The sequence below is a fragment of the Bradyrhizobium sp. Arg237L genome, assembly GCF_029990105.1.
Lineage (GTDB): Bacteria > Pseudomonadota > Alphaproteobacteria > Rhizobiales > Xanthobacteraceae > Bradyrhizobium.
Window position 1 is genome coordinate 64,259 of the sequence record NZ_JAQMIL010000029.1, and the last position, 26,576, is coordinate 90,834.

At 64.2% G+C, this 26,576-nt stretch carries 27 protein-coding genes and 1 pseudogene; 20 read left to right on the forward strand and 8 right to left on the reverse strand.

All coding sequences use genetic code 11. The features are described 5' to 3' along the window. Positions 1 to 29 precede the first annotated feature (29 nt). The 4 genes from OZ411_RS19355 to hemC all read left to right on the forward strand — a co-directional run bounded on the left by OZ411_RS19355 (position 30) and on the right by hemC (position 3,270). A complete protein-coding gene (locus OZ411_RS19355; protein WP_282529233.1) occupies positions 30 to 548 on the forward strand; it encodes a VOC family protein in 519 nt (172 codons plus the stop codon). 93 nt (positions 549 to 641) lie between these two features. Beyond that, positions 642 to 1,469: an aspartate dehydrogenase gene (locus tag OZ411_RS19360; protein WP_282529234.1), complete on the forward strand. Its 828-nt coding sequence runs from the start codon at positions 642 to 644 to the stop codon at positions 1,467 to 1,469. Between the two features lie 72 nt (positions 1,470 to 1,541). Further along, a complete protein-coding gene (gene pncA, locus OZ411_RS19365) occupies positions 1,542 to 2,162 on the forward strand; it encodes a bifunctional nicotinamidase/pyrazinamidase (RefSeq protein ID WP_282529235.1) in 621 nt (206 codons plus the stop codon). Positions 2,163 to 2,274: 112 nt separating this feature from the next. Then, positions 2,275 to 3,270 carry a hydroxymethylbilane synthase gene (gene hemC / locus OZ411_RS19370; RefSeq protein WP_282529236.1) on the forward strand — a complete coding sequence of 332 codons (996 nt, stop codon included), beginning with the start codon at positions 2,275 to 2,277 and terminating at the stop codon, positions 3,268 to 3,270. A gap of 97 nt (positions 3,271 to 3,367) precedes the next feature. Here the strand turns inward: hemC and OZ411_RS19375 are convergent, their stop codons facing one another. Genes OZ411_RS19375 through OZ411_RS19385 form a run of 3 tightly spaced genes read right to left on the reverse strand, consistent with a single transcriptional unit; the run spans position 3,368 to position 5,936 of the window. Next, on the reverse strand, positions 3,368 to 4,069 hold the full coding sequence (locus tag OZ411_RS19375; RefSeq protein ID WP_282529237.1) for a DUF1045 domain-containing protein: 702 nt from the start codon (positions 4,067 to 4,069) through the stop codon (positions 3,368 to 3,370). A gap of 20 nt (positions 4,070 to 4,089) precedes the next feature. Beyond that, entirely contained in the window at positions 4,090 to 5,283 is a 1,194-nt protein-coding gene (locus tag OZ411_RS19380; RefSeq protein ID WP_282529238.1) for an alpha-D-ribose 1-methylphosphonate 5-triphosphate diphosphatase, read from the reverse strand. Beyond that, entirely contained in the window at positions 5,280 to 5,936 is a 657-nt protein-coding gene (locus OZ411_RS19385) for a DapH/DapD/GlmU-related protein (RefSeq protein ID WP_130580474.1), read from the reverse strand. The genes OZ411_RS19380 and OZ411_RS19385 overlap by 4 nt, the downstream gene beginning before the upstream one ends. Before the next feature lie 178 nt (positions 5,937 to 6,114). On the opposite strand from OZ411_RS19385, the gene phnC reads away from it, so the two are divergent. From phnC to phnE (OZ411_RS19405), 4 genes are all read left to right on the forward strand, one after another. Beyond that, entirely contained in the window at positions 6,115 to 6,930 is an 816-nt protein-coding gene (gene phnC / locus OZ411_RS19390; protein WP_130580473.1) for a phosphonate ABC transporter ATP-binding protein, read from the forward strand. Positions 6,931 to 7,036: 106 nt separating this feature from the next. Beyond that, a complete protein-coding gene (gene phnD / locus OZ411_RS19395; protein WP_282529239.1) occupies positions 7,037 to 7,972 on the forward strand; it encodes a phosphonate ABC transporter substrate-binding protein in 936 nt (311 codons plus the stop codon). A gap of 74 nt (positions 7,973 to 8,046) precedes the next feature. Beyond that, a complete protein-coding gene (phnE, locus tag OZ411_RS19400) occupies positions 8,047 to 8,931 on the forward strand; it encodes a phosphonate ABC transporter, permease protein PhnE (protein ID WP_282529240.1) in 885 nt (294 codons plus the stop codon). Further along, positions 8,928 to 9,776, forward strand: a complete 849-nt coding sequence (gene phnE / locus OZ411_RS19405) for a phosphonate ABC transporter, permease protein PhnE (protein WP_282529241.1) — start codon at positions 8,928 to 8,930, stop codon at positions 9,774 to 9,776. Before phnE (OZ411_RS19400) ends, phnE (OZ411_RS19405) begins: the two co-directional genes overlap by 4 nt. Positions 9,777 to 9,879: 103 nt before the next feature. Here phnE (OZ411_RS19405) and phnF read toward each other — a convergent pair whose 3' ends face one another. Next, the gene (gene phnF / locus OZ411_RS19410) at positions 9,880 to 10,611 is read right to left on the reverse strand and encodes a phosphonate metabolism transcriptional regulator PhnF (RefSeq protein WP_282529242.1); all 732 of its coding nucleotides are present in this window, start codon (positions 10,609 to 10,611) and stop codon (positions 9,880 to 9,882) included. 161 nt (positions 10,612 to 10,772) lie between these two features. On the opposite strand from phnF, the gene phnG reads away from it, so the two are divergent. From phnG to OZ411_RS19465, 11 genes are all read left to right on the forward strand, one after another. Further along, positions 10,773 to 11,186, forward strand: coding sequence for a phosphonate C-P lyase system protein PhnG (gene phnG, locus OZ411_RS19415; protein ID WP_282529243.1), 414 nt, complete (start codon positions 10,773 to 10,775; stop codon positions 11,184 to 11,186). A gap of 4 nt (positions 11,187 to 11,190) precedes the next feature. Continuing rightward, positions 11,191 to 11,796: a phosphonate C-P lyase system protein PhnH gene (gene phnH, locus OZ411_RS19420; RefSeq protein ID WP_282529244.1), complete on the forward strand. Its 606-nt coding sequence runs from the start codon at positions 11,191 to 11,193 to the stop codon at positions 11,794 to 11,796. Positions 11,797 to 11,798: 2 nt separating this feature from the next. After that, the gene (locus OZ411_RS19425; RefSeq protein WP_130579910.1) at positions 11,799 to 12,902 is read left to right on the forward strand and encodes a carbon-phosphorus lyase complex subunit PhnI; all 1,104 of its coding nucleotides are present in this window, start codon (positions 11,799 to 11,801) and stop codon (positions 12,900 to 12,902) included. Beyond that, positions 12,899 to 13,783 (forward strand): alpha-D-ribose 1-methylphosphonate 5-phosphate C-P-lyase PhnJ, encoded by an 885-nt coding sequence (locus tag OZ411_RS19430; protein WP_130579911.1) that lies wholly within the window; start codon positions 12,899 to 12,901, stop codon positions 13,781 to 13,783. Before OZ411_RS19425 ends, OZ411_RS19430 begins: the two co-directional genes overlap by 4 nt. Next, positions 13,776 to 14,576, forward strand: a complete 801-nt coding sequence (gene phnK / locus OZ411_RS19435) for a phosphonate C-P lyase system protein PhnK (RefSeq protein WP_130579912.1) — start codon at positions 13,776 to 13,778, stop codon at positions 14,574 to 14,576. Before OZ411_RS19430 ends, phnK begins: the two co-directional genes overlap by 8 nt. Before the next feature lie 8 nt (positions 14,577 to 14,584). Beyond that, positions 14,585 to 15,283: a phosphonate C-P lyase system protein PhnL gene (gene phnL, locus OZ411_RS19440; protein ID WP_282529245.1), complete on the forward strand. Its 699-nt coding sequence runs from the start codon at positions 14,585 to 14,587 to the stop codon at positions 15,281 to 15,283. 31 nt (positions 15,284 to 15,314) lie between these two features. Next, positions 15,315 to 16,466, forward strand: a complete 1,152-nt coding sequence (locus tag OZ411_RS19445; RefSeq protein WP_130579914.1) for an alpha-D-ribose 1-methylphosphonate 5-triphosphate diphosphatase — start codon at positions 15,315 to 15,317, stop codon at positions 16,464 to 16,466. Then, positions 16,463 to 17,059 carry a phosphonate metabolism protein/1,5-bisphosphokinase (PRPP-forming) PhnN gene (phnN, locus tag OZ411_RS19450; protein WP_282529246.1) on the forward strand — a complete coding sequence of 199 codons (597 nt, stop codon included), beginning with the start codon at positions 16,463 to 16,465 and terminating at the stop codon, positions 17,057 to 17,059. Before OZ411_RS19445 ends, phnN begins: the two co-directional genes overlap by 4 nt. A gap of 13 nt (positions 17,060 to 17,072) precedes the next feature. After that, positions 17,073 to 17,684 (forward strand): pyridoxamine 5'-phosphate oxidase family protein, encoded by a 612-nt coding sequence (locus OZ411_RS19455; protein WP_282529247.1) that lies wholly within the window; start codon positions 17,073 to 17,075, stop codon positions 17,682 to 17,684. Between the two features lie 259 nt (positions 17,685 to 17,943). Beyond that, complete coding sequence (locus OZ411_RS19460) at positions 17,944 to 19,077, forward strand: diguanylate cyclase (RefSeq protein ID WP_282529248.1); 1,134 nt, start codon at positions 17,944 to 17,946, stop codon at positions 19,075 to 19,077. A 246-nt stretch (positions 19,078 to 19,323) separates the two neighbouring features. After that, the gene (locus OZ411_RS19465) at positions 19,324 to 21,120 is read left to right on the forward strand and encodes an NAD(P)/FAD-dependent oxidoreductase (protein WP_282529249.1); all 1,797 of its coding nucleotides are present in this window, start codon (positions 19,324 to 19,326) and stop codon (positions 21,118 to 21,120) included. A 120-nt stretch (positions 21,121 to 21,240) separates the two neighbouring features. Here the strand turns inward: OZ411_RS19465 and OZ411_RS19470 are convergent. The 4 genes and pseudogenes from OZ411_RS19470 to OZ411_RS19485 form a co-directional block, all read right to left on the reverse strand. Then, positions 21,241 to 21,563, reverse strand: a pseudogene (locus OZ411_RS19470) (septal ring lytic transglycosylase RlpA family protein). Positions 21,564 to 21,572: 9 nt separating this feature from the next. Next, complete coding sequence (locus OZ411_RS19475; RefSeq protein WP_282529250.1) at positions 21,573 to 22,622, reverse strand: class I SAM-dependent methyltransferase; 1,050 nt, start codon at positions 22,620 to 22,622, stop codon at positions 21,573 to 21,575. A gap of 185 nt (positions 22,623 to 22,807) precedes the next feature. Continuing rightward, positions 22,808 to 24,532: a sulfate permease gene (gene sulP / locus OZ411_RS19480; protein WP_130579920.1), complete on the reverse strand. Its 1,725-nt coding sequence runs from the start codon at positions 24,530 to 24,532 to the stop codon at positions 22,808 to 22,810. Between the two features lie 9 nt (positions 24,533 to 24,541). Continuing rightward, on the reverse strand, positions 24,542 to 25,141 hold the full coding sequence (locus tag OZ411_RS19485; RefSeq protein WP_130579921.1) for a TetR/AcrR family transcriptional regulator: 600 nt from the start codon (positions 25,139 to 25,141) through the stop codon (positions 24,542 to 24,544). A 102-nt stretch (positions 25,142 to 25,243) separates the two neighbouring features. Between OZ411_RS19485 and OZ411_RS19490 the strand changes: the two genes are divergently transcribed. Beyond that, the gene (locus OZ411_RS19490; RefSeq protein ID WP_130579922.1) at positions 25,244 to 26,488 is read left to right on the forward strand and encodes an efflux RND transporter periplasmic adaptor subunit; all 1,245 of its coding nucleotides are present in this window, start codon (positions 25,244 to 25,246) and stop codon (positions 26,486 to 26,488) included. Positions 26,489 to 26,576 lie beyond the last annotated feature (88 nt).

Here is a 26,576-nt window from a genome sequence, read left to right on the forward strand (position 1 = left end):
GCGGCCAAGGATTTGAGGAGATCAACGTCATGACCAGAGCCGAACCGACGCTGCCGATCGCAACCGTGCACGGCCTCTATCACATCGCCATCAAGACCGAGAATTTGGCGGCAACGCGGAAATTCTACACCGAGATCATCGGGCTTCGCGAATTCGCACGTCCCGATTTCGGCTATCCCGGCGCCTGGCTCGGTTGCCCGCAGCCCGGCGGGCTCGCGATCATGCACATCTATGCCGGCGGTCCCGCGCTCGGCCCCGAAGGCAAGGCGCCGGCGGGAACGGCGGCGATCGACCATGTCTCGCTGTCCTGCTCCGGCTATCGCTCCTTCGTTGCGCGCTTCAAGGCGGCCGGGCTCGACTGGCGCGAATTCATCGTGCCCGGCACCACGCTCTGGCAGTTGTTCGTCTATGACCCCAGCGGCGTGCAGCTCGAACTGACCTTCGAGTGCGGCGGCGAGGGCGAAGAAAAGCCTGACATGTCGCCGGGCCGCAAATATGTTGCCGGCGCAAGCTTCTTCGACAAGGCGACCTATCCCAAGCTCGCCTGACGATGGCCGGTGATCGCCTGATCCATCCAATCGGCAATTGACACCCGGCCGCCAGTGCGGGACAGGACAGGCATCTGTCCTTGGAGCAGTCGGATGGTGGACTCGAACAGCACGCGACCCGGGGCACGCGTGGCCGTTGCAGGCCTCGGTGCGATCGGCGCGAGCGTGGTGAAGGAACTGGATCGCGGCATCGAGGGATTGGCGCTCAGCGCGGTCTCCGCGCAGAACGTCGCCAAGCACCAGGCCTGGCTCAATGACCTGACAACTCCGCCAAAGGTCCTGCCGATCGAGGAACTCGCCGATGCCGCCGACATCGTGGTCGAATGCGCGCCGAGCAAGCTGGTGCGTTCGATCGTGGCGCCGGTGGTCGAGCGCGGCAAGACCGCGGTCGTGCTCAGCGTCGGCGCACTGCTCCAGAACGAAGACCTGATCGCGCTTGCGCGGAAGAACGGCGGCCAGATCGTGGTGCCGACCGGCGCCCTGATCGGGCTCGACGCCGTCACCGCTGCGGCCGAGGGCACCGTCCATTCGGTCCGGCTGGTGACGCGGAAGCCGCCGCTGGGGCTCGTCGGCGCGCCTTATCTGGTCGAGAACGACATCAGCGTTGAAGGGCTCGCCGAGCCGCTGCGGATCTTCGAAGGAACCGCGCGCGAGGCGGCGAAGGGCTTTCCGGCCAACCTGAACGTCGCCGTGGCGCTGTCGCTTGCCGGTATCGGCCCCGACCGCACCCGGGTGGAAATCTGGGCCGACCCGACGGTGACGCGCAACACCCACCGCATCGAGGTGGATTCCGATTCGGCGCGCTTCTCGATGACGATCGAGAACATCCCGTCGGAAAACCCGCGCACCGGCCGCATCACCGCGCTGTCCGTGATCGCCTGCCTGCGCAAGCAGCGCGCCTCGCTGCGCATCGGGACCTGACGGGCGCGGTTGTCTGCTGCGGGGCCGCGACTTTTCAGCTAAGCTAGGCCAACAGATAGAGCCGAGCTGCCCATGCGAATTCACCCCGACGACCTGCTCCTCATCATCGACGTGCAGAATGATTTCTGCCCCGGCGGCGCGCTGGCCGTTGCCGACGGCGATGCGGTGGTGCCTGTCGTCAACCGCGTCTCCGAGCGGTTCGATCATGTGGTGCTGACACAAGACTGGCATCCGCGCGGCCACAGCTCGTTTGCGACCTCGCATCAGGGCTCCGCGCCGTTCGAAACCATCACCATGCCCTATGGTCCGCAGACGCTATGGCCGGACCATTGCGTGCAGGGAACGGCGGGCGCCGCGTTCCACCCGCAGCTTTCGACCGACAAAGCGGAGCTTGTGATCCGAAAGGGCTTTCGCTCCGCAATCGATTCCTATTCCGCCTTCCACGAGAACGACCGCACCACGCCGACCGGCCTTGCCGGCTATTTGCGCGAGCGCGGACTGAAGCGGATCTTCATGGCCGGGCTCGCCACCGACTATTGCGTCCATTATTCCGCGCTGGATGCGCGCCGCCTCGGCTTCGAAACCGTGGTCGTGGAATCCGGCTGCCGGGCGATCGATCTTTCCGGCTCGCTTGCGGCTGCGCATGCGGCAATGGCGGCGGCCGGTGTTCAGGTCGTAAGCGACCTGGATTGACGCGCTTCCTTCACCGGCCCATTCCTTCCCGGAAAACGCGGCGAAAAGCGTTGTTTTGATTGGGCTTTTGCTCTAATCCCTCGGCTTTATCGACGGCTCGAACGGAGACATCGTGGCGGGACAGACCTTACGCATCGGCACGCGCAAGACGGCCATGGCGATGGCGCAGACCGAGGAGGTCGCGCGCCTATTGCGTGCGTCGGCTTCCGACTTGACCGTCGAGATTGTCAGGTTCGAAACCCGCGGCGATCAGGACCAGACCAGCAAGTTGCTGCGCCATGGCGGCAAGGGCGGCGCTTTCGTCGCCGAGATCCGCGAGGCGATGCGCGCGGGCGAGCTGCAGGCCGCGATGCATTCGCTGAAGGATGTGCCCGGCAATGAGGAAACGCCGGGCCTCGTGATCGGCGCCACCCTGCCGCGCGACGCCGCAACCGACTGCCTGGTGCTGCGTCCCGGTCTTTCGCTGGAAAGCTTTCGTGCAAGCCGCGGCAAGGGTTTCAAGATCGGCACCAACGCGGTGCGCCGCGCGGCTTACTTGCGCAGGCTGTTTCCTGAAGCAAGCGTGATCCATTTTCGCGGCGCCGCCGACACCCGCATTGCCAAGCTCGATCGTGGCGACAAGCAGCGCCTGCCCGATGGCGGCGAGGTCGGCCCGGCGGATGCGCTGGTGATGGCGCGCTCGGGGCTCGAGCGCATCGGGCGTGCAGAGCGCATCGCCTATGACTTCCCGGTCGACGAGATGCTGCCGGCAGTCGGGCAGGGCATCGTCGCCGTCGAATGCGCGGCGAACGATTTTGCGACGCGCGCCCGTCTTGCCAAGATCGAGAATGGGTCATCGCGCCTTGCTGCCGAAGCCGAGCGCGAGGTGCTGTGGATCCTGAACGGCCACTGCAATTCGCCGATCGCCGGCCATGCGACGCTTGCCGGCGGCGAGTTGATTTTGCGCGCCTCGGTGCTGGATGAAACCGGCGACCGCTTCATCGAGGCATCGCGCACCGGCCCCGCCGACCACCCCCGCGAACTCGGCCGCGCCGTCGGACTGGAGTTGCTCGACAAGGGCGCCGCCGAAATCATTGCCCGCACAAGACCGGAAGAAACGGACGAGTAAGTCGTAGCCCGGGTGAAGCGCAGCGCAACCCGGGACCGCTGGTAGACGCTGAGGCAGAGACCCCGGGTTACGCGTTCCGCCCCACCCGGGCTACGGGTCAAGCCCGGGACGACGGCGTAAGCGGCCAATGTGCGATGATGCGGAAGCGCGATACGGCATCGTCCTGGCGAAACAGTGCGAGCCGGTCGATCGCGAGCGTTGCGAGCCGCACAGAGGCAAAGCGCTCTCGCAGCATCGGTACCACGACTTCACGGCGCTCGGCTTCCAACCGTCCGGTGAGCGTCATGTGGAAGCGGAATTCTTCCATCACGTAAGGGTAGCCCCAGCGGTCGAGATATTCGACCTGCCGCGGCGTCAATCGCTCGGGATTTCGCCTTGCGCGATCCTGAGGCGTCAGCGGCGCGCGGAATGAGTCGAAGTCGCGCGTCACGTCGGCCGCGAGCTGCTGCAACTCCGCCGACGGCTTTGCCGGGATCATCGCGATGAAGCCGCTGATCGAATCGATGATGGATTCGATCACGGGAATTGGCCGCGGCGTATCGGCGAAAGCCTCGCATGCGCCAATCAAATCGGCTTCGGTCTTTCCTTCCGCCAGCGCAATCGGCGCTTTCAGCGTGGCATGAAAGCCGTATTTGCGAGGGTCCTGCGTGACCTCGCGCCAGTCCGGCGGCAAGCCCTCGGGAAAAGGCAGGTCGCTGCCATGATAGGCATCGTAGCCGAGCATCTTGGCGCCGAAACGATCGAGCGCACTGGCTGGTGCCGGCGCATAGTAGAGGGCGTAACGCGGAAAGTTGGCCATCGTCGTAAGACCTGGGAGCGTCAAGCGGCAGCAACCGCTTTGCGCGGTGCTGTTGAATAGGTGAGCCGGCTGGCGTCGGCCAGATGCACGAGACGTCCCGCTGATATCACCGCGACAATGCGAGGCCGCAGCGGAACCTTGTCGTCGACGATGATCATGTCGGCGCGGCGACCTTCGGCGAGCACGCCGCGGTCGTCGAGCCCGGCGGCGCGCGCCGGCGCTGCCGAGATCAGGTCCCACGCCTTTTCCAGCGGCAGAATGCCATCCGCGGCAAGGCGGAAGGCCGCCAGCAATTGCGCCGGATAGTAATAGTCCGAGGCCAGTACCGAGCAGAGACCCTTGGCGATCATGTCGGACGCTTTGGTCCAGCCGGTATGGCTGCCGCCGCGCACGACATTCGGCGCGCCGTACACGATGTGATCGCCGGCGGCCGCCGCCTCGCGCGCGGTCTCTTCGTTGACAGGGAATTCGGCGATGCCGACGCCCTGGTCGCGAAAGCCTTTGCGCATCTCGGGGCTGTTGTCGTCATGCGAGAGCATGCGGACATTGGCCGAACGCGCCGCGCCCGCGAGGCGGGAGACTGAGGCCGGCACCTCGTGCGCGCGCGACACCACGCGTGTGACCAACTGGTCGAAGTCCTCGGCCGAAAGTCCGGTGCGCTCCACCATCCGGTTGCGCTTCCGCGGCCTTGCCAGGTCCCCGATCGTCCCATCCATGTGGTCGTTGAACGCGAACAGGTCGACGCGGCCCTCCGCGAGCCAGCCGATGATCTCTGCTTCGGCGTCGAGATTGTAGGTCTCGTGGCGCAGATGGAAGCGCGTGTCGGCTGCAAGGTGCGGGCGCATCTGCTCGATCGCCTCCAGCAGTCTGCGCGCATTGTCGGCGCTGCGCAGACCCGGCTCCCACGACCAGGTCGTGGCGTGGAACACCGTCGTGATTCCGTTTGAGATCGCCTGCCGGTCGCTGTCGGCGAGCGCCACGTCGATCGGGAAATCGACGCCGGCGCGCGGCATCATCTGCCGCTCGAAGGCGTCGCCATGCAGGTCGACGATGCCGGGCAGCACCAAGAGATCACGCGCGTCGATGCCGAGCGCATCGCGACCGTCTCCATCTCCGCCGAGGGCTGCGATGTCCAGGCCCGCGGTCCGCAGCCGCGTTTCGACAAGTTCGCCGTCAACGAGCGCCTTGCCGCGTTCGATAATAATGTCGGTCACGAGATGGCACTCCGGCGGGCTGTTGGCGTGTTCAACGCTTCATACTTTGCGAGGAAGTCCTCGACAACCAGCTTGCGGAAATCCGGCAGCGCTTGGCGCAACATTTCGTGATCCCAGTCCCACCAGGCGAGCGCCGCAAGGCGGCTGGTGATGTCGTCGGGAAAGCGCTTGTGGAGCGGCCGCGCCGGATTGCCGGCGACGATGGTATAGGCGGGAACATCCTTGGTCACGATCGCGCCAGCCGCGACCACCGCGCCGGTTCCGATCGAGCGTCCGGGCAGGATGATCGCGCCATGTCCGATCCAGACGTCATGGCCGATATGCACGCGGTGCTCTCGGCGCCATTCGAAGAATTCGGCCTCGTCATGTTCGCCCGGGAAGTATGCGCTGGCGCGATAGGTGAAATGCGCCTGCGACGCACGATGCATCGGATGATTGCCGGGATTGATCCGTGTCATCGCCGCGATCGAGCAGAATTTACCAATCGTGGTGTAAGTGAGCTGCGCGTCGTTCACGACATACGAATAGTCGCTCATCGTGACTCCGAGCAGGATGGTTCGCGCTCCGACCTCGGTATAGGCGCCAAGCTGGCTGTCCCGCACCGATGCGGTGGGATCAATGGTCGGTACAACGGAAAGCATCTTGCCGGCCATCTTCGCCTCTCGAACGGTTGCGGGGAGGGCACGTCTTCGATGCGCTTCATAACATTAGCGTGACAGATGGGTGACATTGCCGACGGTGTGGAGGATCGCCGCACTGCAGCGCGTTTGTCACACAACTGTAATTCAGCGGCGTTAGCCGTTACGCGACGTGACGGGTTCGGAGCACTGCATGCTGGTGGTGGAAGGTTTGACGTGCCGTTTCGGCACAAAAGCCGCGGTGGACAATGCTTCGTTCTCGGTTCAGCCCGGTAGTTTCGTCGGCGTGATCGGCCGCTCGGGCGCTGGCAAGTCGACATTGTTGCGGATGGTCAACCGTCTCGCCGATCCGACCGAAGGCCGCATCCTGTTCGAAGGTGTCGACGTCACCGCACTGCGCGGCAAGGCGCTGCGGCAGTGGCGCGCGCGTTCGGCGATGATCTTTCAGCAGTTCAATCTGGTCGGCCGGCTCGACGTGCTGACCAATGTGCTGATGGGCCGCCTCGCTGAAATCCCGGCCTGGCGCTCGTTGACCCAGCTTTGGCCCGAGCAAGACAGGGCGCTCGCGATGTCGGCGCTCGAGCAGTTCGACATCGCGCAGTTCGCCGCTCAGCGCGCCGACCAGCTCTCCGGCGGCCAGCAGCAGCGCGTCGCGATCGCCCGCGCGCTGGTGCAGGAACCCGATATCATCCTCGCCGACGAGCCGATCGCCTCGCTCGATCCGCGCAATACCAAGATCGTGATGGACGCGCTGCTGCGCATCAACAAGCATTTCGGCATCACCGTGCTCTGCAACCTGCATTCGCTCGATCTGGCGCGCAGCTATTGCGACCGCCTGATCGGCATGGCGGCAGGCCGCGTGGTGTTCGATGGTCAGCCGTCGATGCTGACCGATCACGTCGCCCGCGAGCTCTACGATCTCGAGGCCAATGATGTCATCGGCGGGGCGCCAATGCCTGCGCCCGATGCCGCAACAGCTCCGGCGCTCGGCACCGCAGCCGCGGCCTGAACGTCGCAACCTTGATCCAGGGAAAGCCGCTGCAGGTGCAGTCGGCCTCTAGAGCATGATCCGAAAAGATCATGTTCCAAGCGCTACCATAACAGCAGGGGTAAACATGATCACTCGTCGCATCGTTCTCGCCGGCGCTGCCGCGCTCGCGCTCACCGCGTCCGCGTCGGCGCAAGACTGGAAGGCCAAATATCCGGAGCTGACCTTCGCGGTCGTGCCGGCTGAAAACGCGTCCGGCGTCACCGAGCGCTGGACGCCGTTCGTCAACTATCTCTCCAAGGAACTCGGCGTGAAGGTCACGCTGCGCATCGCCAACGATTATGCTGCGGTGATCGAGGGCCAGCGCTCCGGCAACATCCAGATCGCCAGCTACGGTTCGGCCTCCTTTGCCCGCGCGCGGCTGACCGGCGTCAAGACCGACGCCTTCGCAAACGACATCAATGCCGACGGCTCGACCGGCTACTACTCGGTGTTCTTCGTCAAGGCGACCAGCCCGTACAAGACCGTCGAGGACGTGAAGGGCAAGAACCTCGGCCTCGTCGATCCGAACTCGACCTCGGGCAACAACGTGCCGCGCTTCGAGCTGAACAAGAAGGGCATTCCGGACGCCGAAGCCTATTTCAGCAAGGTCGTCTTCACCGGCAGCCACGAGAACGCGGTCCTCGCGCTTTCGCAAGGCACCGTCGACGTCGCCGCCAACCAGTGGACCAGCGACGAAGACTCCACGCTCGCCCAGATGCTGCACAAGGGCATGCTGAAGAATGCCGACGGCTCGCCGATGAAGAAGGAAGATTTCCGCATCATCAACAAGTCGGCCGAGATCATCAACGGACCCTATGCCTATAACACCGATCTTCCCGACGATCTGAAGGCCGCGATCGCAAAGGCCTTCTTCGAGGCGCCGGCCAAGGACAAGGTGATGTTCGACAAGCTCTCGGACGGCCAGAAGAAGGGCTTCCACCCCGCGACCACCAAGGATTGGGACGGCACGATCGAGCTGATCAAGTTCGTCGACACCCTGCGCAAGAAGAAGGCGTCCTGATCGGTTGACACGAACTAGACGGGCCGGGTCGACTGGACCCGGCCTGTTTCCATTGAGGGCAAGCAGCAGATCCGATGACCACCGCCGTATCCATCCTTCCCGCTCAGCAGCTCGCGGCGCTGAACGAGGCCTATCGCAAGGCGGTCGCGCGCAAGCGGCTGAAGATGATGCTGGCGGCGGCGGTGTTTATCGCGGCGCTCGTCGTCGCTGGCATCGGCGCCGAAGTGAACCTGCGCACGCTTTTCACCTATTTCGGCAACTTCGTCTCCTATTTCGACCGCATCCTCACGCTCGATAACGGCCAGCGGGTCTGGACCGATTTCGGCGAATGGTTCTGGGGCTGGAAGCAATGGCTGAAGCTGCTCGCCGAGACCATTTTGATCAGCTATGTCGGCACGCTGACCGGCGCCGTCCTTGCGTTCGCGCTGAACTTCTTCGCTGCGCAGAATACCTCGCCCGGGCCGTGGCTGCGCTTCGTCGTCCGCCGCCTGCTCGAATTCGCCCGCACCGTGCCCGGCATCGTGTTCGCGTTGGTGTTCGTGATCGCGTTCGGCCTCGGGCCGATGGCGGGCGTGCTGGCGATCGCCGTGCACTCGACCGGCGCGCTCGGCAAATTGTTCTCCGAGATCGTCGAGAATGCCGACATGAAGCCGGTGGAAGGCATCCGCTCGACCGGCGCGAGCTGGCTCTCCTGCATGCGCTTTGCGGTGCTGCCTCAGGTTTCAGCGGGCTATGCCAGCTATGCGCTGCTGCGCTTCGAGATCAATGTGCGCGAAGCGTCCGTGATGGGCTTTGTCGGGGCCGGCGGCATCGGGCAGGAGCTCGTGGTCGCGATCCGCAAATTCTACTATTCCGACGTCAGCGCCATCCTGGTCACCATCATCGTCACCGTGTTCGTGATCGACATCACCACCGGCTGGCTCCGCGCAAAACTGTTCGGCAAGGAGGCGCGGGCATGAGCCAATTGCCGAAGCCGGATTCGCTGGCGCTGCGGACGAAATATCCAGATGTTTTCGAGCGCCCGGCCTCGGCGCGGCTCGCCACACCCTTGATGCTGCTGGCGGCGTTCGCGGTCTTCGTCTTCGGACTGTTCGATCTCGACTTCTCGCCGACCAAGCTGGTGAGCGGCCTGCGCGAGCTCGGCTGGATCACGCTGATGATGATTCCGCCCGATCCCGGCTCGTCGCTGCCGACCTATCTCTCCGCGCTCGGCGAGACGCTGTCGATCGCGCTGCTCGGCACCACGATCGCCGCGTTCCTGGCGCTGCCGGTCGCCCTGCTCGCCGCGCGCAATATTGTGCCCTCCGCCATCTTCCGTTTTCCGGTGCGGCGCTTCCTGGATTCGATCCGCGGCGTCGACCAGCTCATCTGGGCCTTGGTGTGGATTAATGTCGTCGGCCTCGGCCCGTTTGCCGGCGTGCTCGCCATCGCGGTGTCGGACTTCGGCGCCTTCGGCAAATTGTTCTCTGAGGCCATTGAGGAGGCCGACAAGAAGCAGGTCGAGGGTATCAGAGCTTCCGGCGGCAGCGCGCTGCACGAGATCCGCTTCGGCCTGATCCCGCAGGTGCTGCCCGTGATCGCGGGGCAGGTGCTCTATTACATCGAGTCGAACACGCGTTCGGCCACCATCATCGGCATCGTCGGCGCCGGCGGCATCGGGCTGCAGCTCGCCGAGCAGATCCGCGTCCTGGAATGGCAGAAGGTCTCGTTCCTGATCTTGATGATCCTGGTCGCGGTCGCCGTGATCGACTGGATATCGACAAAACTCCGCTTCGCCATCATCGGCCAGCGCGCGGTGGCGTGAGCCTAACCCCGGTTCCGTAGGGTGGGCAAAGCGAAGCGTGCCCACCATCAAGCACTCCGCTCGGAATGGTGGGCACGCTTCGCTTTGCCCACCCTACAAAATCTCACCCGTTCTCCACCAAAAACTCCACGCGCTCGGCGGCGAAGCGCGAACGCTTTGTCACCAGCGGCTTGTCGTCCGGATCGACGTCGGTCGAGTCGACCACCAGGATCGGGCGGCCGAGCGCGAGGTCGAGCCGCGCCGCGTCGGTGGCGTCGACGATGCCGGCGGTGATCCGCGTCGAGGCGCGGCGATAGTCGCGGATGCCAAAATGTTCGAGCAGCTTCGTCATCGAGCGGACGCTGGCGAACACCTCTCCCGCGCCCGGAAAGCGCTCGGCCGAGAGCCAAGAGGTGGAGATGCAGATCGGCGCGCGGTCAGCGAACCGCAGCGACTCGATCCGGACCAGCGGCGCGCCGACCTTCAGTCCGAGTTCCCGCGCCAGGTCCCGGCTCGCCACGTCTTCCGACGCATCGATCAATTGCCCGCGTGGCTCGCGGCCGCCGGCGCCGACGATCTCCGAGAACCGCGTTCGTGAGCGCAACGGATAGGCGATTTTCTGCACCTCGACATAAGTGCCGCTGCCGCGCTCGGCGCGCACCAATCCGCGCTCGGCGAGCGCCGCCAGGGCGCGCCGCACCGTGTGCCGGTTCACGCGGTAGGTCTCCGCGATCTCCATTTCGCCCGGCAGCTTCTCGCCGGCGGCAAAGCGGCCTTCGGCGATGCCGCGCTCGATGCCATCGGCGACCAGTCGCCACAGCGCGACGCCCGATGAGGTGGTGTCCTGCAGGCTCATATCGGAAACCCAGTCCTGTCGAAAATCATGGCTCTGTCATGAAACAGTCATGGCGTTTGCTTATCAAGTTGTCTATTATCATAGACAACTTCAGTCAGGCAAGGTTCCGCGATATGACGAAGACCGAGCAAGACAGCAGGCGGGCCCAGCGCAGGGCGGGAATGGCGGTGCTCGCACAGTCGGACGCTGCCGAAATTTTGGCCCGGCTCAGCGCGATGGCGCTGCCTGCTCACAAGACCCTGCGCGAGCCGGAAAACGGCCTCGTCATGGTGCGCGGCCGGATCGGCGGCGATGGTGCGGCCTTCAATGTCGGCGAGGCGACCGTCTCGCGCGCCGCGGTGCTGCTTTCGACCGGCCAGGTCGGTTTCGGCTACACGCTCGGGCGCGACCACGAGAAGGCGCGGCTGATCGCGCTATGCGACGCCATGGCGCAATCGGACGACTTTGCCGATGCGGTCGAACAGGAAGTGATCGCGCCGCTGCGCACGGCCATGATCGCGAAACGAAGCCGGGCGGACGCGGAGACGACGGCGACGCGGGTTGATTTCTACACCATGGTGCGCGGCGAGGGCTAAGGACATGACGACGGTTGCTGAACTGCCGCCGGGCTTCTCCGACAAGGTGTTGTCGGCGCAGGCGACGTTCCGTACCGTAATGAACGCGATGGCGCGTCCGGGAACGGTGCAGCGAATCGCGGCATCGGCCGGCGCGCCTTCCGGCGTGATGCACGGCACGGCCGCGATCGCGCTGATGCTGTTCGATCATGACACGCCGATTTGGCTCGATGGCGCGATGTCGACCCCCGACATCGCCAAATGGCTGAAGTTCCACACCGGCGCGCCCATCACCGGCGATCCCGCGATTGCGGGCTTTGCGCTGATCGGCGATCCCAAGAATCTTCCCGCGCTCGATCGCTTCGCGTTCGGCAGCAGCGAATATCCCGATCGCTCGACCACGCTGATCCTGCAGATTGGCAGCCTGTCGCACGGCGCGGCCTACGAACTGCGCGGTCCCGGCATCGACGGCTCCACTGTGCTGACCGCGACCATTGAGCCGCACGATCTGTTCGATCGGCTCGCCGTCAACGCCGCGCTGTTTCCGCGCGGTATCGACGTCGTGCTGGTCGCGGGCGAAGAGATTGTCGCGATCCCGCGCACCACGCGGCTCGCTCATGGGAAGGACTGACGATGTACGTTGCGGTCAAGGGCGGCGAACGCGCCATAGAGAACGCCCATCGCCTGCTCGCGCATGAACGGCGCGGCGACCGGGAGGTGCCGGAGCTCACGCTTGCGCAGATCTCCGAACAGCTTGCGCTCGGCGTCGATCGCGTCATGGCGGAAGGCTCGCTCTATGACCGCGAGCTCGCCGCGCTCGCGATCAAGCAGGCGCGCGGCGACATGATCGAGGCGATCTTCCTGGTTCGCGCCTTCCGCGCCACGCTGCCGCGCTTCGGCGCCACCGAGCCGGTCGATACCGGCAACATGCAGATCCGCCGCCGCATCTCCGCGACCTTCAAGGACATTCCCGGCGGCCAGATCCTCGGCCCCACCTTCGACTACACCCATCGCCTGCTTGACCCGCAGCTTGCCGAGGGTTTTGTGCCGGAGGCGCCTGCGACCGGCGAAACATCGTCCGCCGAAACGCCGCGCGTCACCGATATCCTCGCTCACGACGGTCTGATCGAGCCGTCACCGCAGGCAGAGGCGGACGCGCCGGTCGGCGACCTCACGCGCGAGCCGCTCAGCTTCCCGGCCGACCGCGATCTACGGCTGCAGAATCTCGCCCGCGCCGACGAAGGTTTCCTGCTCGCGCTCGGCTATTCCACCCAGCGGGGTTATGGCCGCAACCATCCCTTTGCCGGCGAAATCCGCTTCGGCGAGGTCGATGTCGAATTCTTCGCCGAGGATGCAGGCTTCGCCGTTCCGCTTGGGAGAATCGAACTCACCGAGTGCCAGATGGTCAACCAGTTCAAGGGCTCGGCGACCGAGGCGCCGTGCTTCACCCGTGGCTATGGCCTCGCCTTCGGCCAGAGCGAGCGCAAGACCATGTCGATGGCGCTGGTCGATCGCTCGCTTCGTGCGCGCGAACTCGGCGAGGAGGTCAGTGCGCCGGCGCAGGACGAGGAGTTTGTGATGTCGCATTCCGACAATGTGCAGGCGACCGGCTTCGTCGAGCATCTCAAGCTGCCGCATTACGTCGACTTCCAGTCCGAGCTCGGCCTGCTACGCAGGCTGCGCAAGGACTTCGCCGACGCCAATACGTCGGAGCCGCTGCAGGAGGCCGCCGAATGAACGCGCCGTCCTATAATTTCGCCTATCTCGACGAACAGACCAAGCGGATGATCCGCCGCGCGATCCTGAAGGCGATCGCGATTCCCGGCTACCAGGTGCCGTTCGCAAGCCGGGAGATGCCGATGCCCTATGGCTGGGGCACCGGCGGCGTGCAGGTCACCGCCGCGATCCTCGGTCCTGATGACGTCTTGAAGGTGATCGACCAGGGTTCCGACGACACCACCAACGCGATCTCGATCCGCAAATTCTTCGGCAAGACCGCAAGCGTTGCGACCACGACGTCGACGACGGACGCAACCGTGATCCAGACCCGCCACCGCATTCCCGAGGCGCCACTGCATGAAGGGCAGGTGCTGGTCTATCAGGTGCCGATCCCCGAACCGCTGCGCTTCCTCGAACCGCGCGAGACCGAGACGCGGCGCATGCATGCGCTCGCCGAATACGGCTTGATGCATGTCAAGCTCTACGAGGACATCGCGCGCTTCGGTCATATCGCCACGGCCTACGCCTATCCGGTGAAGGTGAACGCGCGCTATGTGATGGACCCGTCGCCGACGCCGAAATTCGACAATCCGAAGATGGACAATTGCGCGGCGCTGCAATTGTTCGGCGCCGGCCGCGAGAAGCGCATCTACGCGATCCCGCCCTACACGACCGTGGTCTCGCTCGATTTCGAGGACCATCCGTTCAAGCCGTATCGCTTCGATGCGCCTTGCGCGCTCTGCGCCGCGGAGAACTCCTACCTCGACGAGATCGTCACCGATGACAAGGGCGGGCGGATGTTCGTCTGCTCCGACACCGACTATTGCGAGCAGCGCCAGGCCGAAGGCCATCGCGGCCACCAGAGCGCAGCGCCGCACAAGGAGAGGGCGCATGTCTGAGCCGGTGACCATGCCCGACGATGACGAGCCGCTGCTGATCGCGGACGGCCTGTCGAAGAATTACGGCCGGCTCGCCGCCTGCCGCGACGTGTCGTTCTCGCTCCATCCCGGCGAGGTGCTCGCGATTGTCGGCGAATCCGGCTCGGGCAAGTCGACCTTGCTGCAACTATTGTCGGCGCAGCTCGCGCCGAGCGCGGGCCGCGTGTCCTATCGCATGCGCGACGGCGTGCTGCGTGATTTGGCATCGCTCGGCGAAGCCGAGCGGCGCTTCCTGTTCCGCACCGATTGGGGCTATGTGCATCAGGACCCCGCGCAGGGGCTGCGCATGGCGGTCTCCGCCGGCGCCAATGTCGGCGAGCGGCTGATGGCGATCGGCTGGAATCACTATGGCCGCATCCGCGATACCGCAACGACGTGGCTCGAACGCGTCGAGATCGACATCGGTCGCATCGACGATGCGCCGAAAACCTATTCCGGCGGCATGCGGCAGCGCCTGCAGATCGCGCGCAACCTCGTCACTGCGCCGCGGCTGGTGTTCATGGACGAGCCGACCGGCGGGCTCGACGTCTCCGTGCAGGCCCGCCTGCTCGACCTGATGCGCAATCTCGTCAGCGAGCTCAACCTCGCCGCCATCGTCGTCACGCATGACCTCGCGGTGGCGCGCCTTTTGTCGCACCGGGTGATGGTGATGAAAGGCGGCCGCGTCATCGAGACCGGCCTGACCGACCAGGTGCTCGACGACCCGCGCGAGCCCTACACCCAACTGCTCGTTTCCTCGATCCTGCCGCCATGAGGGCACCGATGACTGCGATGATCGAAATCTCCAACGCGGCAAAGACCTTCACCATGCATCTGCAGGGTGGGGTCGAACTGCCTGTCGTGAGCAACGTCTCCTTCCATGTCGAACCGGGCGAATGCGTGGTATTGTCCGGTCCGTCCGGCGCCGGCAAGTCGTCGATCCTGAAGATGATCTTCGGCAACTACCGTTGCGACACCGGGCGGATCGACGTCCGCCACCAGGGCAAGGTGATCGATCTCGCCAGCGCCGAGCCGCGGCAGGTCCTGAGCGTGCGCCGCGCCAGCGTCGGCTATGTCAGCCAGTTCCTGCGTGCGGTGCCGCGGGTGGCGACCATCGACGTCGTCGCCGAGCCGCTGGTCGCCAACGGCACGCCGCGCGCGGAAGCGCGCGACAAGGCCAAGGCACTACTGCGCCGGCTCAACATCCCCGAGAGGCTCTGGGCGCTGCCGCCCTCGACCTTCTCCGGCGGCGAGCAGCAGCGCGTCAACATCGCCCGCGGCTTCGTGTCCGATCTGCCGATTCTGCTCCTGGACGAGCCGACGGCCTCGCTCGATGCGGCCAACCGCGCCGTGGTGGTGGAACTGATCGGAGAGAAGAAACGCCGCGGCGTCGCGATGGTCGCGATCGTGCATGACGATGAGATCCGTCATCTGATTGCAGACCGAATCGTGGATGTCACGTCATTCGCTGCAGCGGCGTGAGAGGGCAGCGGCATGAGAGGGAAGGGGTGAGATGACTGCAAGAGAGACCATCATCGGCAATGCCCGCCTTGTGCTGGCCGACCGCGTCATCGAGCGCGGCTGGGTCGCCTTGGCCTCCGGCCGCATTGCCGAATTCGGTGAGGGGAGCGCGCCCGATGGCAGTGAGGATGCCGGCGGCGATCTCATCATGCCCGGCATGATCGAGCTGCACACCGATCATCTCGAAGCCCATTACGTGCCGCGCCCGAAAGTGTTTTGGGACCCGGTCGCCTCCGTCATCTCCTATGACGCGCAGCTCGCGACCTCGGGCATCACCACGGTCCTCGACTCGCTCCGGGTCTGGCGCGAGGATGGCGCCGAGGAGGTCGACGGCCGCGCCGGCATTCTGGCGGCGGCGATCTCGGCGGCCCGCGGGGGCAATCTGCTCCGTGCCGATCACTTCCTGCACCTGCGCTGCGAAATTCCGATGCCCGATGTGGTGGCCGAGGCGAAGGAGCTGATCGACCGGCCCGACGTGCGCCTGATGTCGCTGATGGATCACACCCCCGGCCAGCGCCAGTTCCGCGACGAGGTGAAGCTGCGCGACTACTATCGCGGCAAGGGTGGCGGCATGACCGACGCCCAGCTCGACGAGCTCTTCGCCCGGCGCTTCGCCAACCAGAAAGCCTATGCCGCCACCAACATGCGCGCCATCGTCGCGCTCGCGCATGAATACAATATCCCGCTCGCGAGCCACGACGACACCACGGAAGAGAACGTCGTCGATGCCGTGCGCGACCGCGTCTCGGTCGCAGAATTCCCGACCACGATGGAGGCCGCGCGCGGCCTGCATGCGGCCGGCATCGACATCCTGATGGGCGCGCCCAACGTGGTGCGCGGCGGCTCGCATTCCGGCAACATCGCCGCTGTCGATCTCGCCCGCGAGGGCCTGCTCGACATCCTGTCGTCCGACTACATCCCTTCGAGCCTGCTGATGGCGGCGCTGCAACTGCCGCAGCACGTGCCGGCGATCGATCTTGCGTCTGCGGTGCGCACGGTGACGAAGGCGCCGGCCGAAGCGGTGGGGCTCACCGACCGCGGCGAGATCGCGGTTGGCAAGCGCGCCGACCTGATTCGCGTGCATCTCGCGCGCGACCTCCCGGTGGTGCGCAGTGTCTGGCGGGAAGGGGAGCGGGTCGCATGACGGAAGCACAGGCAGTTGCAATCGAGACACCTATAGCGATCGGTCCGGGCCGCCTGGTGCTGGTGGTCGGCCCGAGCGGCGCCGGCAAGGATACGCTGCTCGGGCTCGCCAAAGCGGCCTGTGCCGAGGATGGCAATGCCGTCTTTGCGCGCCGCGTGATCACGCGCGCCTCGTCAGCCGCCGAGGACAATGAGGAGGTCAGCGCGGACGCATTCCGCGAGGCGGTGGCGCGCGGTGACTATGCGATGCATTGGGAGGCGCATGGCCATAGCTATGCGTTGCCGCGTGCTGTCGATGACGATCTCCGCGCCGGCCGCACCGTGATCGCCAACGTCTCGCGCACGGTGATATCGGTGGCCCGCCGCGCCTACGCCAATGTCGTCGTGGTCCAGGTCACCGCGCCGCCGAACGTGCTGGCCGAACGACTGGCGATGCGCGGACGCGCGAGCGACGGCCGGATCGAGCATCGGCTCGGCCGCACCGTCGACGAGACGACCGCCGCGCCGGACTTCACCATCGTCAATGTCGGCACCGCCGACTATCACGCAGGCCAACTCGCGCGGATCGTCAGGGGCAGCCGCTGGGACGAGTAAGCAAGGGAAGCCGATGACAAATATCGCGACGATCGAACAATTGGAGGCGATCTACGGCTTCCCCAACGATGCTTCCACCGTCAAGGTCGCCGACCACATCACGCCGCCCTATCGCATCCTGATCGAGAAGTCGCCGTTCGCCGCGCTCGCCACCGTCGGTCCCGAAGGCATCGATTGCTCGCCGCGCGGCGACCTGTCCGGCTTCGTCCGCCTCCATGACGACAAGACGCTGATGATACCCGACCGCCGCGGCAACAACCGCGTCGATTCGCTCCGCAACATTGTCCGGGATCCGCGCGTCGCGCTGTTGTTCCTGATCCCCGGCTCCGGCACCACGCTGCGCGTCAACGGCAGCGCTTATCTCTCGATCGATCCGGATCTGCTCGCGTCCTTCAAGATGGAAGGCAAGACGCCGCGCTCCGTCATCGTCATGACCGTCGACGAGATCTACTTCCAATGCGCCCGCGCGATCGTCCGCGCCGATCTTTGGAATCCCGACAAGCGCGTCGATCCCAGGACATTGCCGACCCCGGGCCAGATCCTCGCCAGCATGAGCGAAGAAAAGGTCGGCGGCGAAACCTACGACCGCGAATGGCCGGAGCGCGCCCGCCAGACGATGTGGTGAGGTAACCCCGCACAAAATTCGTCGTCATTCCGGGGCGATGCGATAGCATCGAGCCCGGAATCCATCTCTCCGCTTGTGCGTGCGGCCCGATGGATTCCGGGCCTGCGCCTTGCGGCGCATCCCGGAATGACGGCGGTGTGCCCGTTCCAGAACGGAGCTCCTGCCGCCTTGATGGTCCCTTAAGCCTGTCATGAAGCCGGCAACGACCGGGCCGACCCGCAACACCGATTCTTAGCAACTCAGCGGCATGGTGCCGGCCATGAGACTGACAGCCCTGTCCGGCGGCGTGCAGCCTGGCATTCGCCGCGAACTGATCAAATTGCTGTACACGTCGATGCCGCAGGTCATGGCGATCACCGTGACATCAGGCGCCGGCGCGATCGCGCTTGCGCTGGTCAGCGGGGATATCGGCTATGCCCTGATCTCCTGTCTCATTCTGATCACCGCCGCAAGCCGGCTATACAGCCTGCACCTCTACAAGCTGCGATCGGCGAATTTCTCCGACCAGGACGTGCTGCGCTGGGAGCACATCTACGGCATCGGCGCGGTGGCGTTCTCGGTGGGGCTTGGCCTATTGTCATACCGCGCGCTCCGGCTCGGCGATGCGGCTGGGGCGTGGATCAGCTTCGGACTATCGATGTCCTTCTGCGTCGGCATGGTGTCGCGCGCGGCGGTGCGTCCGTGGATCGTGCTGTCGGCATCGGCCGTGCTGTTCGCGCCGACCATCGTGGCGGGCCTGCTGCGGCCGGAACTCGCCTACAAGCTCGGCTCCTGCATGCTGTTCCTGTTCTGGATCACGCTGCGCGAGGCCTCCCGCCATCTCAGCAAGGCCTTCATCGAGCGGCTGGAGGCCCAGCAGGCGCTGGCGCGCCAGGCCCATCATGACTTCCTGACCGGATTGCCGAACCGTGCCGCGTTTCTCGCGGCGCTGGAGAAGACGGCGGGACGCGTCGCCATCGTCGCCATCGATCTTGATGGTTTCAAATCGGTGAATGACCGCCTCGGCCATCACGCCGGAGATGCGCTGCTCCGCCAGGTCGCCGAACGATTGACCCACTGCATCGGGCCGCAGGGCACCGTTGCCCGCTTTGGCGGTGATGAATTCATGCTGTTGCGTCCGGTGGACGACGGGCCGGCGGGGAAAGATGCCGCCGTGGCGCTCGCCAAGCGGGTGGTCGAGGCGCTGTCGCTGCCCTTCTTTGTCGCGCAGAAGCCGGCGCGGATCGGCGCCAGCGCGGGCATCCTGGTGACCGAGCTTGCCTCCGACGCAACCGTCGGCACGGCATCGTTGCTCGAACAGGTCGATCGCGCGCTCTATGCCGCTAAGCGTGCCGGCGGCGGACGCTGGCAATGGTCCGGCGACGAGGCCACTGTCATGGATCAGGCGATCTGAATCACAGATCAGGTCGAACTGCATCGGTGCGCGAGACACCAGGACGTGTATTCATAAATCCCCGCGCCCCAGATCTGAGTCTATCAGGTCCGCTGTGCTCTGATAGCGGCACGATAGCAGCCCGTGGGAGGGCGCTGAGAAGCGTGAACGCCGACAGGAAAATCGGGCCGAGCAAGTCTGGATTCGCTCGATAGTTCGGATAAGATAATTGCAGAAAAACTAAACGCTGCCCCCCGGGAGGAAATGATGCTCGACACCACGAGTAACGCCCATTTCCAGGTCTTTCTTGACAAATTCGAAGCGGCGCTTGCGGCAGGTGATCTCGATGCCGCCGTGGCAATGTTCGCACCGGAATGCTACTGGCGCGACCTCGTTGCTTTCACCTGGAACATAAAGACCATGGAAGGTCGCGATCAGGTCCGGGAAATGCTCAGCTCTTGCCTTGCGCGCGCAAAGCCGGGCAACTGGAAAATCGCTGAAGGGGAAAGCGCGACCGAAGCCGGCGGCGTGACCGAATGCTGGATTTCGTTCGAGACCGAGGTAGCGCGCGGCTACGGCTTGGTCCGCCTCCAGAACGGCCAGATCTGGACGCTTCTGACTACGATGGTCGAACTGAAAGGTCACGAGGAAAAGGCGGGTTTCAGCCGGCCGCTCGGCGCCCGGCACGGCGTCAATCCCGGCGCCAAAACCTGGAAGGAATTGCGCGACGAGGAAGCCGAGCAGCTCGGCGTCAAGACCCAGCCCTATGTGCTGGTCATAGGCGGCGGCCAGGGCGGCATCGCGCTCGGAGCGCGGTTGCGCCAGCTCGGCGTGCCCACCATCGTCGTGGAGAAGAACGACCGTGCCGGCGATTCCTGGCGCAACCGCTATAAGTCGCTCTGCCTCCACGATCCGGTCTGGTACGATCATTTGCCATATATCGACTTCCCGAAGAACTGGCCGGTATTTTCGCCCAAGGACAAGATCGGCGACTGGCTGGAGATGTACACCAAGGTCATGGAGCTGAACTACTGGACCGGCACCACGGCCAAACACGCCGACTGGGACGACGCTCACCACGAATGGACCGTCGTCGTCGAGCGAGATGGCAAGGAGATCACGCTGAAGCCGAAGCAACTGGTATTTGCGACCGGTATGTCGGCCAAGCCGAACCTGCCGCAATTCAGGGGCATGGACGCCTTCAAGGGCGAGCAACACCATTCCTCGCGTCATCCAGGAGCCGACCGCTACAAGGGCAAGAAGGTAATCGTGATCGGCTCGAACAATTCCGCGCATGACATCTGCGCCGCGCTGTATGAGGCCGGTGTCGACGTGACCATGGTGCAGCGCTCGACTACCCATATCGTGCGCTCGGATTCGCTGATGGAATCGATAGCGGACCTCTATTCCGAGCGCGCCGTGCGCGGCGGCATGACGACGGCGAAGGCCGATCTGATTTTCGCCTCGCTGCCCTACAAGATCCTGGCTGGGCTGCAGAAGCCCGTCTACGACAAGATCCGCGAGGGCGACGCCGATTTCTACGCGGGGCTAACGAAAGCCGGTTTTCGGCTCGACTTCGGCGACGATGATTCCGGGCTGTTCATGAAGTACCTGCGTCGCGGGTCGGGCTATTACATCGATGTGGGCGCCTCGCAGCTCATCATCGACGGCAAGGTCAAGCTGGTCGCAGGTCAGGTCGAGGAAATCACGCCCAACGGCGTGAGGCTCGACGATGGCAAGGAATTGCCCGCCGATGTAATCGTCTACGCCACCGGCTACAGTTCGATGAACGGCTTTGTTGCCGACCTCATCAACCCGGAAATGGCCGACAAGGTTGGCAAGGTCTGGGGGCTCGGCTCGAACACGACCAAGGACCCCGGCCCATGGGAAGGCGAACAGCGCAACATGTGGAAGCCGACGCGGCAGGAAGGCCTGTGGTTCCACGGCGGTAATCTGCATCAGTCGCGCCATTACTCGCAATTTCTTTCCCTGCAGTTGAAAGCGCGCTACGAGGGCATCCCCACGCCGGTCTATGGCCTGCAGACTGTCCATCATAAGGCCTGAAGTCGCAAAGCGCTCGGCGGGGTTCTCGGATGCGAGCCCCATGCGCTGAGTTGGTCACGGTCTCCTGAGCGGATGCGCGGCGCCTAATGGCGCGGATCGCCACTCGTGCTCATTTCGCCCTCAGCAGAAAGAGGCTATTGCAGTCCCACCCATGCCGAGTACACGGGCCGCGCCATTCGACAGGTCCATGCACCGTCCCTTCACAAACAGCCTCGGTCATTTATCCGAACCGTAACGCTTCGCCCGGTCGAATGTGAGGTGACGGTGACGTGAGAGCCGAACGGTCTGGAACGGTGCGCTGCGGTCATCGCGCTTGGATTCATCCGTTCGCCGGACGCGGTTCGATCCCCGCCGTAGCCGTAGCGGGAAGCGGTACAAGTTTCAGCAAATGCAGGAGCAGTGAAACAAGTGAGGGCGAAAGCAGCGCATATTGGACCCATCATTGGGACCTGTCATGGATCCCGGCCCGCCGCCGATGGTGCATGCTGATCAGCAACTGCTTCCGAGGATGTAAGAATCTGGGAGCAAGGTGGTGTGGTCGTGGGCTTGGTGGCCAGCACCGTGTTGTACGGGTTGCCAAAAACAAATACCTTCGAAGTACGCCAGATGATCCGTTCCAATTCGACGAATGTGCGCATCCTTAGCCTGTACTTCCACAACAGCATGTGTTGAATGAAGTTCCAGGTCATGCCCCAAGCCCAGAATGGTAGTCGCCGATAACGGATCGGTTTGAAGCCGAGTCGGCGCATCTTGTAGACGAGAAGATTGGCGCCGACAAAATTGTAGCGCCAATTGTCGAAGAAGGCCGTGACGCTCAGGTAATCCTCCTTACGGTGACAATGATCCAGTGACCCCGGCGACCGGATCAAAAGGCGTCCTCCCGGCTTGAGCATCCGCCAGCACCTCGCTAGCCAAGCGTCCAAGTCTTTAGTGTAGCCTATCGATTCGAGGGCATAGATGGCATCAAAATGTTCACTCGGAAGATCGAGGCTGTCGAAGTCGGCAACGATCACCTGTCCACGCCCACCAAGTTTAGCAAATTTCCGTTGGCAGATGTCCGCTTGAACAGCTGAATTGGTCACACACAGAATTTCGATATTGCACCGGCTGGCGAGGTAGTCGGCCGCCGCGCCAGATCCGCAGCCGAGATCTAACAGCCGCATCCCGTCCCTTAGCTTCAGAAGAACATATTCGGCTTCGTATGGGCGCGAAAATGCTACTCGGGGGAAAACGCAGGTGCTGTAGTTCGCCTGCTCGTCGCGATACGTGCTGAACACGTCATCATACGTACGCTTCTCGTCATCGTGCTTGAGAAAGTCGCTCGGCTGCGGCGTCCACTCGACGAGTTGGAGTTGCTCGAATTGATTCAGCTCGTGGCCTATCTTGCTCGCGTCCTTCGGTTGGGTCACCAAAAGAAAAAGTACATAATGAAACAAGTTGTACGCTACGAACAACGCGATGATGATCGCCGCTACCAACTGAAATATCAGAGCAATATCCAAGGTTGCTCCTGTGACTGCTGAAACGTTCTAAGAACGCATGTTGCAATTAATCAAATCACACCGGGGCCGCGTACCGCTAGAGGCCAATGTCCGAGTCGGGGTCACGAGCGGCAATGCTCCGCCCGATCGTAAGATTTCCGCTTGGCCGTCAGAAGCTGACATGTACGCCGTTAAGAGTACACACCCTAGCGGCCGGCTTTTTCTTCCCAGTCCTCCCATTCAACATCGCTATTGATTTCGAGGTAGGCGGAAACGGCGGCGCCGACGGTCGGGAAGAAGTTGTCCTCGCCAAGCTGCGCCAGCAATCCGAATTTCTTCAGCTTGTCCTTTACGGGATCCTTGAGCTCCGCAAAACGAAGCTCGATACCCCGTGCCTGCAACGTCTCGTCCAGCTTGGCAAGTGTATCGCCGGCGGTGACGTCCACACTGGTGACCGGCTCCGCGGCAACGACCAGCCAGCGCACGGGCGTTGGGGATTTCGCCACGGCGTCCAGAACGCGCTCATTGAAGAACTCGGCGTTGGCGAAGAACAGCGGCGCATCCCACCGAAACAGCACCAGCCCCGGGATCTGGCGTGCATCCGGATATCTGGTGATGTCGTGATAACCCTTGACGCGGTCGGCGCGGCCCAACACGGCCGAGTGCGGGCGCCACCCATCCCATAGGAATTCGGCGATGGCGATGACGATTGCGAGACCAATTCCCGGAATGACCCCGAGCACGGCCACGCCGACAAAGCAGACGATCGATAGCCAGAACTCCCACTGCTGGATGCGATAGATTCGTTTGAGGTCGGTGACTTCGAACAACCCGATCGCCGCGGCGATGACGACGGCGGCGAGCGCGGCGTTGGGCAAATGCTGAAGGAGGTTTGGCGCTGCCAGCAGAAGAAGGGCGATGACCAGCGCGCCGACGACACAGGTCAGTTGCGTGCGGGCGCCGGCGGCTTCCGCAACCGGCGTGCGCGAACTGCTGCTGCTGATCGGAAAGCCCTGGAAAAAGCCGGTGGCCAGATTGGCGGCGCCGAGCGCCACCATCTCCTGGTTGGGATCGGTCTGCGTGCTCAGCCGTGCGGCAAAGGCGCGGGACAGCACGCTGGTGTCGGCGAACGATATCAGCGCGACGGCGCAACCTCCGAGCATGACTGGCCATATGTCGTTATAGCCGATCAAGGGAATGGCGAAGCCCGGCAATCCTTTCGGAAGAGAACCCAGAACGGTCACGCCGTAATGGGGCCCGAGATCCAGCGCAGCGACAATGACCGTCGCTGCGACCACCGCAATCAGGATGCCTGGCAGTCGCTTGTTGTTCCGGAGCAGGAGAATAACGATCAACGTGCCGAGCCCAATCCCGAATGCGACCCGGTTGGTCTTGCCTTCAAGGATTGCGTCGGCGATCGACCACATGCTCCGCAACGGTCCTGCGCTCTCAATGGAGAAGCCGAAGAGCTTTGGCAGTTGGCTGATCAATACGGTCAGGGCAATGCCGTTCATATAGCCGTAGCGTATCGGCTTGGAGAGAAGCTCGGTCACAAACCCCAGACGCACGATGCCGGCCAGAATGCATACCGTCCCGGAAACGATGGCCATCATGCCGGCCAAGGCTACGGCGCGCATGGGATCGCCACCCGACAACGGAACGACAACGCCGAGGATGACGGCTGCCAGCGCCGAGTCCGGTCCCAGCACAAGGATGCGGCTGGGGCCGAACAGCGCGTAGGCCAGCAGCGGAACGATCGTTGCGTACAGACCATAGATGCCGGGCAAGCCCGACGCTTCCGCGTAGGCAATCCCGACCGGGACCAGCATGGTCGCCAGCACGAGCCCGGCGAAAAGATCATGCGGAAGCGACGCCGCTTCATATCGACGGACGGTGTCGAGACCTGGCAGCCAGCCGCTCCAATGCCTCATTGCCGGTCGCTACGAATTGCTCTGCTCCTCGATTGCCTTCACCGATACCGCCGCGACCTGCCGAAGCGCCTCGCGGTCGGCGCCGGACGAGGCCATCACGCCCATACCGGCGATGACTGCGGAGAGATAGCGCGCGAGCGCGGCGGGGTCAGCGGTTTCCTTCAGGTCGCCCTCGGCCTTCGCCCTTACGAAGCGCTCGCGGAGCTGGTTCTCGGTCTGCGCCCGATGGGCGGCGAGTTCGAAGGGAACGTTTTCCGAGCCGGTGCCGCAGGCAAGGCCGCCCTGGACCAGAAGGCAGCCGGGTGGGTTGGCGGGGTCGGTCTGGCTGTCGGCGGTGCCCATCAGCATGCGCTCGGCCACCTCGCGGGCGGTCGGCGCGCTCACGATTTCTTCCAGCCAGCAAGCGCGCTTGGCGCTATAACGATCGAGCGCAGCCTTCAAGAGGCCCTCTTTGCTGCCGAAGGCCGCGTACAGGCTTGGCGGATTTATGCCCATGACTTCAGTGAGTTGCGCGATCGTCGCGCCCTCATAGCCGTGCCGCCAGAACACTTCCATCGCCTGGTCCAGCGCCGCGTCGGCGTCGAACGCCCGGGGCCTGCCCATCGCCATTGCGTGCTCCCTGAAAATTTCTTAACATCCGCTACATAAGTATCTTGCGGACCGGCGTCCAGCTCCACATTTGTAGCGCTCACTACATTATGGAGCGCGCAAATGCCCCCCGCCCGCATTACCCCCCGTTCTGGCCGATTCCGACGCATTGTTGGCGGTATTGTGATCGTTGGCGCCGTCGCGGCGGCCGGATCGGTCCTTTCCGGCCGCTATTTTTATGCCGCGCAGGCGACCAGTGCGGCCGCCGCGCCGGAGCAGGCCGTCGCCGTGACGGTCGCGGCCATCGAACCCCGACAGGCCAACCTGTGGGACGATTTCTCCGGCCGGCTCGAGGCCATCGACCGTGTCGAGCTGCGGCCGCGTGTCGCCGGCGCGATCCTGGCGACCAATTTCACTGAGGGTTCGCTGGTGAAGGCCGGCGACGTCCTGTTCAAGATCGATCCCGCGCCTTACGCCGCGGAGGTCGACAAGGCGAGGGCGCAGCTCGAGGCCGCCAAGGCGCGCGTGGTCTTCACGACGAGCGAGCTCGAGCGCGGCGCGCAGCTCGTCGGCAACGCGGTCGTGACCCGGCGCGACTATGACCAGCGCGACAATGCCAATCGCGAGGCGATTGCCAACGTCAAGGCTGCCGAAGCGACGCTGCAAACCGCAAAGCTCAATCTCGACTACACCGAGGTGCGCGCTCCCGTGGACGGCCGCGTCGGCAAGTTCGAGGTCACCGTCGGCAATCTCGTCGCCGCCGGCACGGCCTCGCCGGTATTGACCTCGCTGGTCTCGATCAATCCGATCTATGCCAGCTTCGATGCCGACGAGGAGGTGGTGCTGCGCGCGTTGAACTCGATTGCGGACGCTTCCGGCACCCGCGGCAATCTCGACCGGATCCCGGTCGAGATGACGACCTCCGGCGGCACCACTGCCAAGGGCCACATCCAGCTCATCGACAACCAGGTCAACGGCCAGAGCGGCACCATCCGCGTGCGTGCGGTGTTCCGCAATGATGACGGCCGCCTGATCCCGGGTCAGTTCGCACGCGTGCGCATGGGCCAGCCCGAGAGGCAGACGCTTGTGCTGGTCGATGAGCGTGCGATCGGCACCGACCAGGACAAGAAGTTCGTGATGGTGGTCGGCGAGGACAATCGCGCGGTCTACCGTCCGGTCGCGCTCGGCGGCTCCGTCGACGGCCTGCGCATCGTCACCTCGGGCCTGAAGTCCGGCGACCGCATCGTCGTCAATGGCCTGCAGCGCGTGCGCCCCGGCGCTCTCCTGAAGATGGAGGTCGCCGAAATGGGCGCGCGCAACACCCAGCAGGCCGCCAACGAAGACAACAAGCACATCGCAACGCGGTGATGCGGAAGCTCCCCTCATCCCGACCTTCTCCCCGTACGCGGGGAGAAGGGGAAGTTCGGCTTCAACTGAATTGATCACATTGTAAGGC

Bases quoted from the DNA above. Each gene is read 5' to 3' on its own strand.
- OZ411_RS19355 (WP_282529233.1), top strand. From the start codon at position 30: ATGACCAGAGCCGAACCGACGCTGCCGATCGCAACCGTGCACGGCCTC.
- OZ411_RS19445 (WP_130579914.1), top strand. From the start codon at position 15,315: ATGACTGCAAGAGAGACCATCATCGGCAATGCCCGCCTTGTGCTGGCC.
- OZ411_RS19385 (WP_130580474.1), bottom strand. From the start codon at position 5,936: ATGGCCGGCAAGATGCTTTCCGTTGTACCGACCATTGATCCCACCGCA.
- phnE (WP_282529241.1), top strand. From the start codon at position 8,928: ATGAGCCAATTGCCGAAGCCGGATTCGCTGGCGCTGCGGACGAAATAT.
- OZ411_RS19460 (WP_282529248.1), top strand. From the start codon at position 17,944: ATGAGACTGACAGCCCTGTCCGGCGGCGTGCAGCCTGGCATTCGCCGC.
- OZ411_RS19360 (WP_282529234.1), top strand. From the start codon at position 642: ATGGTGGACTCGAACAGCACGCGACCCGGGGCACGCGTGGCCGTTGCA.
- pncA (WP_282529235.1), top strand. From the start codon at position 1,542: ATGCGAATTCACCCCGACGACCTGCTCCTCATCATCGACGTGCAGAAT.
- phnN (WP_282529246.1), top strand. From the start codon at position 16,463: ATGACGGAAGCACAGGCAGTTGCAATCGAGACACCTATAGCGATCGGT.
- phnC (WP_130580473.1), top strand. From the start codon at position 6,115: ATGCTGGTGGTGGAAGGTTTGACGTGCCGTTTCGGCACAAAAGCCGCG.
- phnL (WP_282529245.1), top strand. From the start codon at position 14,585: ATGACTGCGATGATCGAAATCTCCAACGCGGCAAAGACCTTCACCATG.
- phnF (WP_282529242.1), bottom strand. From the start codon at position 10,611: ATGAGCCTGCAGGACACCACCTCATCGGGCGTCGCGCTGTGGCGACTG.
- OZ411_RS19375 (WP_282529237.1), bottom strand. From the start codon at position 4,069: ATGGCCAACTTTCCGCGTTACGCCCTCTACTATGCGCCGGCACCAGCC.
- OZ411_RS19485 (WP_130579921.1), bottom strand. From the start codon at position 25,141: ATGGCGATGGGCAGGCCCCGGGCGTTCGACGCCGACGCGGCGCTGGAC.
- phnH (WP_282529244.1), top strand. From the start codon at position 11,191: ATGACGACGGTTGCTGAACTGCCGCCGGGCTTCTCCGACAAGGTGTTG.
- OZ411_RS19490 (WP_130579922.1), top strand. From the start codon at position 25,244: ATGCCCCCCGCCCGCATTACCCCCCGTTCTGGCCGATTCCGACGCATT.
- phnG (WP_282529243.1), top strand. From the start codon at position 10,773: ATGGCGGTGCTCGCACAGTCGGACGCTGCCGAAATTTTGGCCCGGCTC.
- sulP (WP_130579920.1), bottom strand. From the start codon at position 24,532: ATGAGGCATTGGAGCGGCTGGCTGCCAGGTCTCGACACCGTCCGTCGA.
- phnK (WP_130579912.1), top strand. From the start codon at position 13,776: ATGTCTGAGCCGGTGACCATGCCCGACGATGACGAGCCGCTGCTGATC.
- phnE (WP_282529240.1), top strand. From the start codon at position 8,047: ATGACCACCGCCGTATCCATCCTTCCCGCTCAGCAGCTCGCGGCGCTG.
- OZ411_RS19430 (WP_130579911.1), top strand. From the start codon at position 12,899: ATGAACGCGCCGTCCTATAATTTCGCCTATCTCGACGAACAGACCAAG.
- OZ411_RS19465 (WP_282529249.1), top strand. From the start codon at position 19,324: ATGCTCGACACCACGAGTAACGCCCATTTCCAGGTCTTTCTTGACAAA.
- OZ411_RS19455 (WP_282529247.1), top strand. From the start codon at position 17,073: ATGACAAATATCGCGACGATCGAACAATTGGAGGCGATCTACGGCTTC.
- OZ411_RS19425 (WP_130579910.1), top strand. From the start codon at position 11,799: ATGTACGTTGCGGTCAAGGGCGGCGAACGCGCCATAGAGAACGCCCAT.
- phnD (WP_282529239.1), top strand. From the start codon at position 7,037: ATGATCACTCGTCGCATCGTTCTCGCCGGCGCTGCCGCGCTCGCGCTC.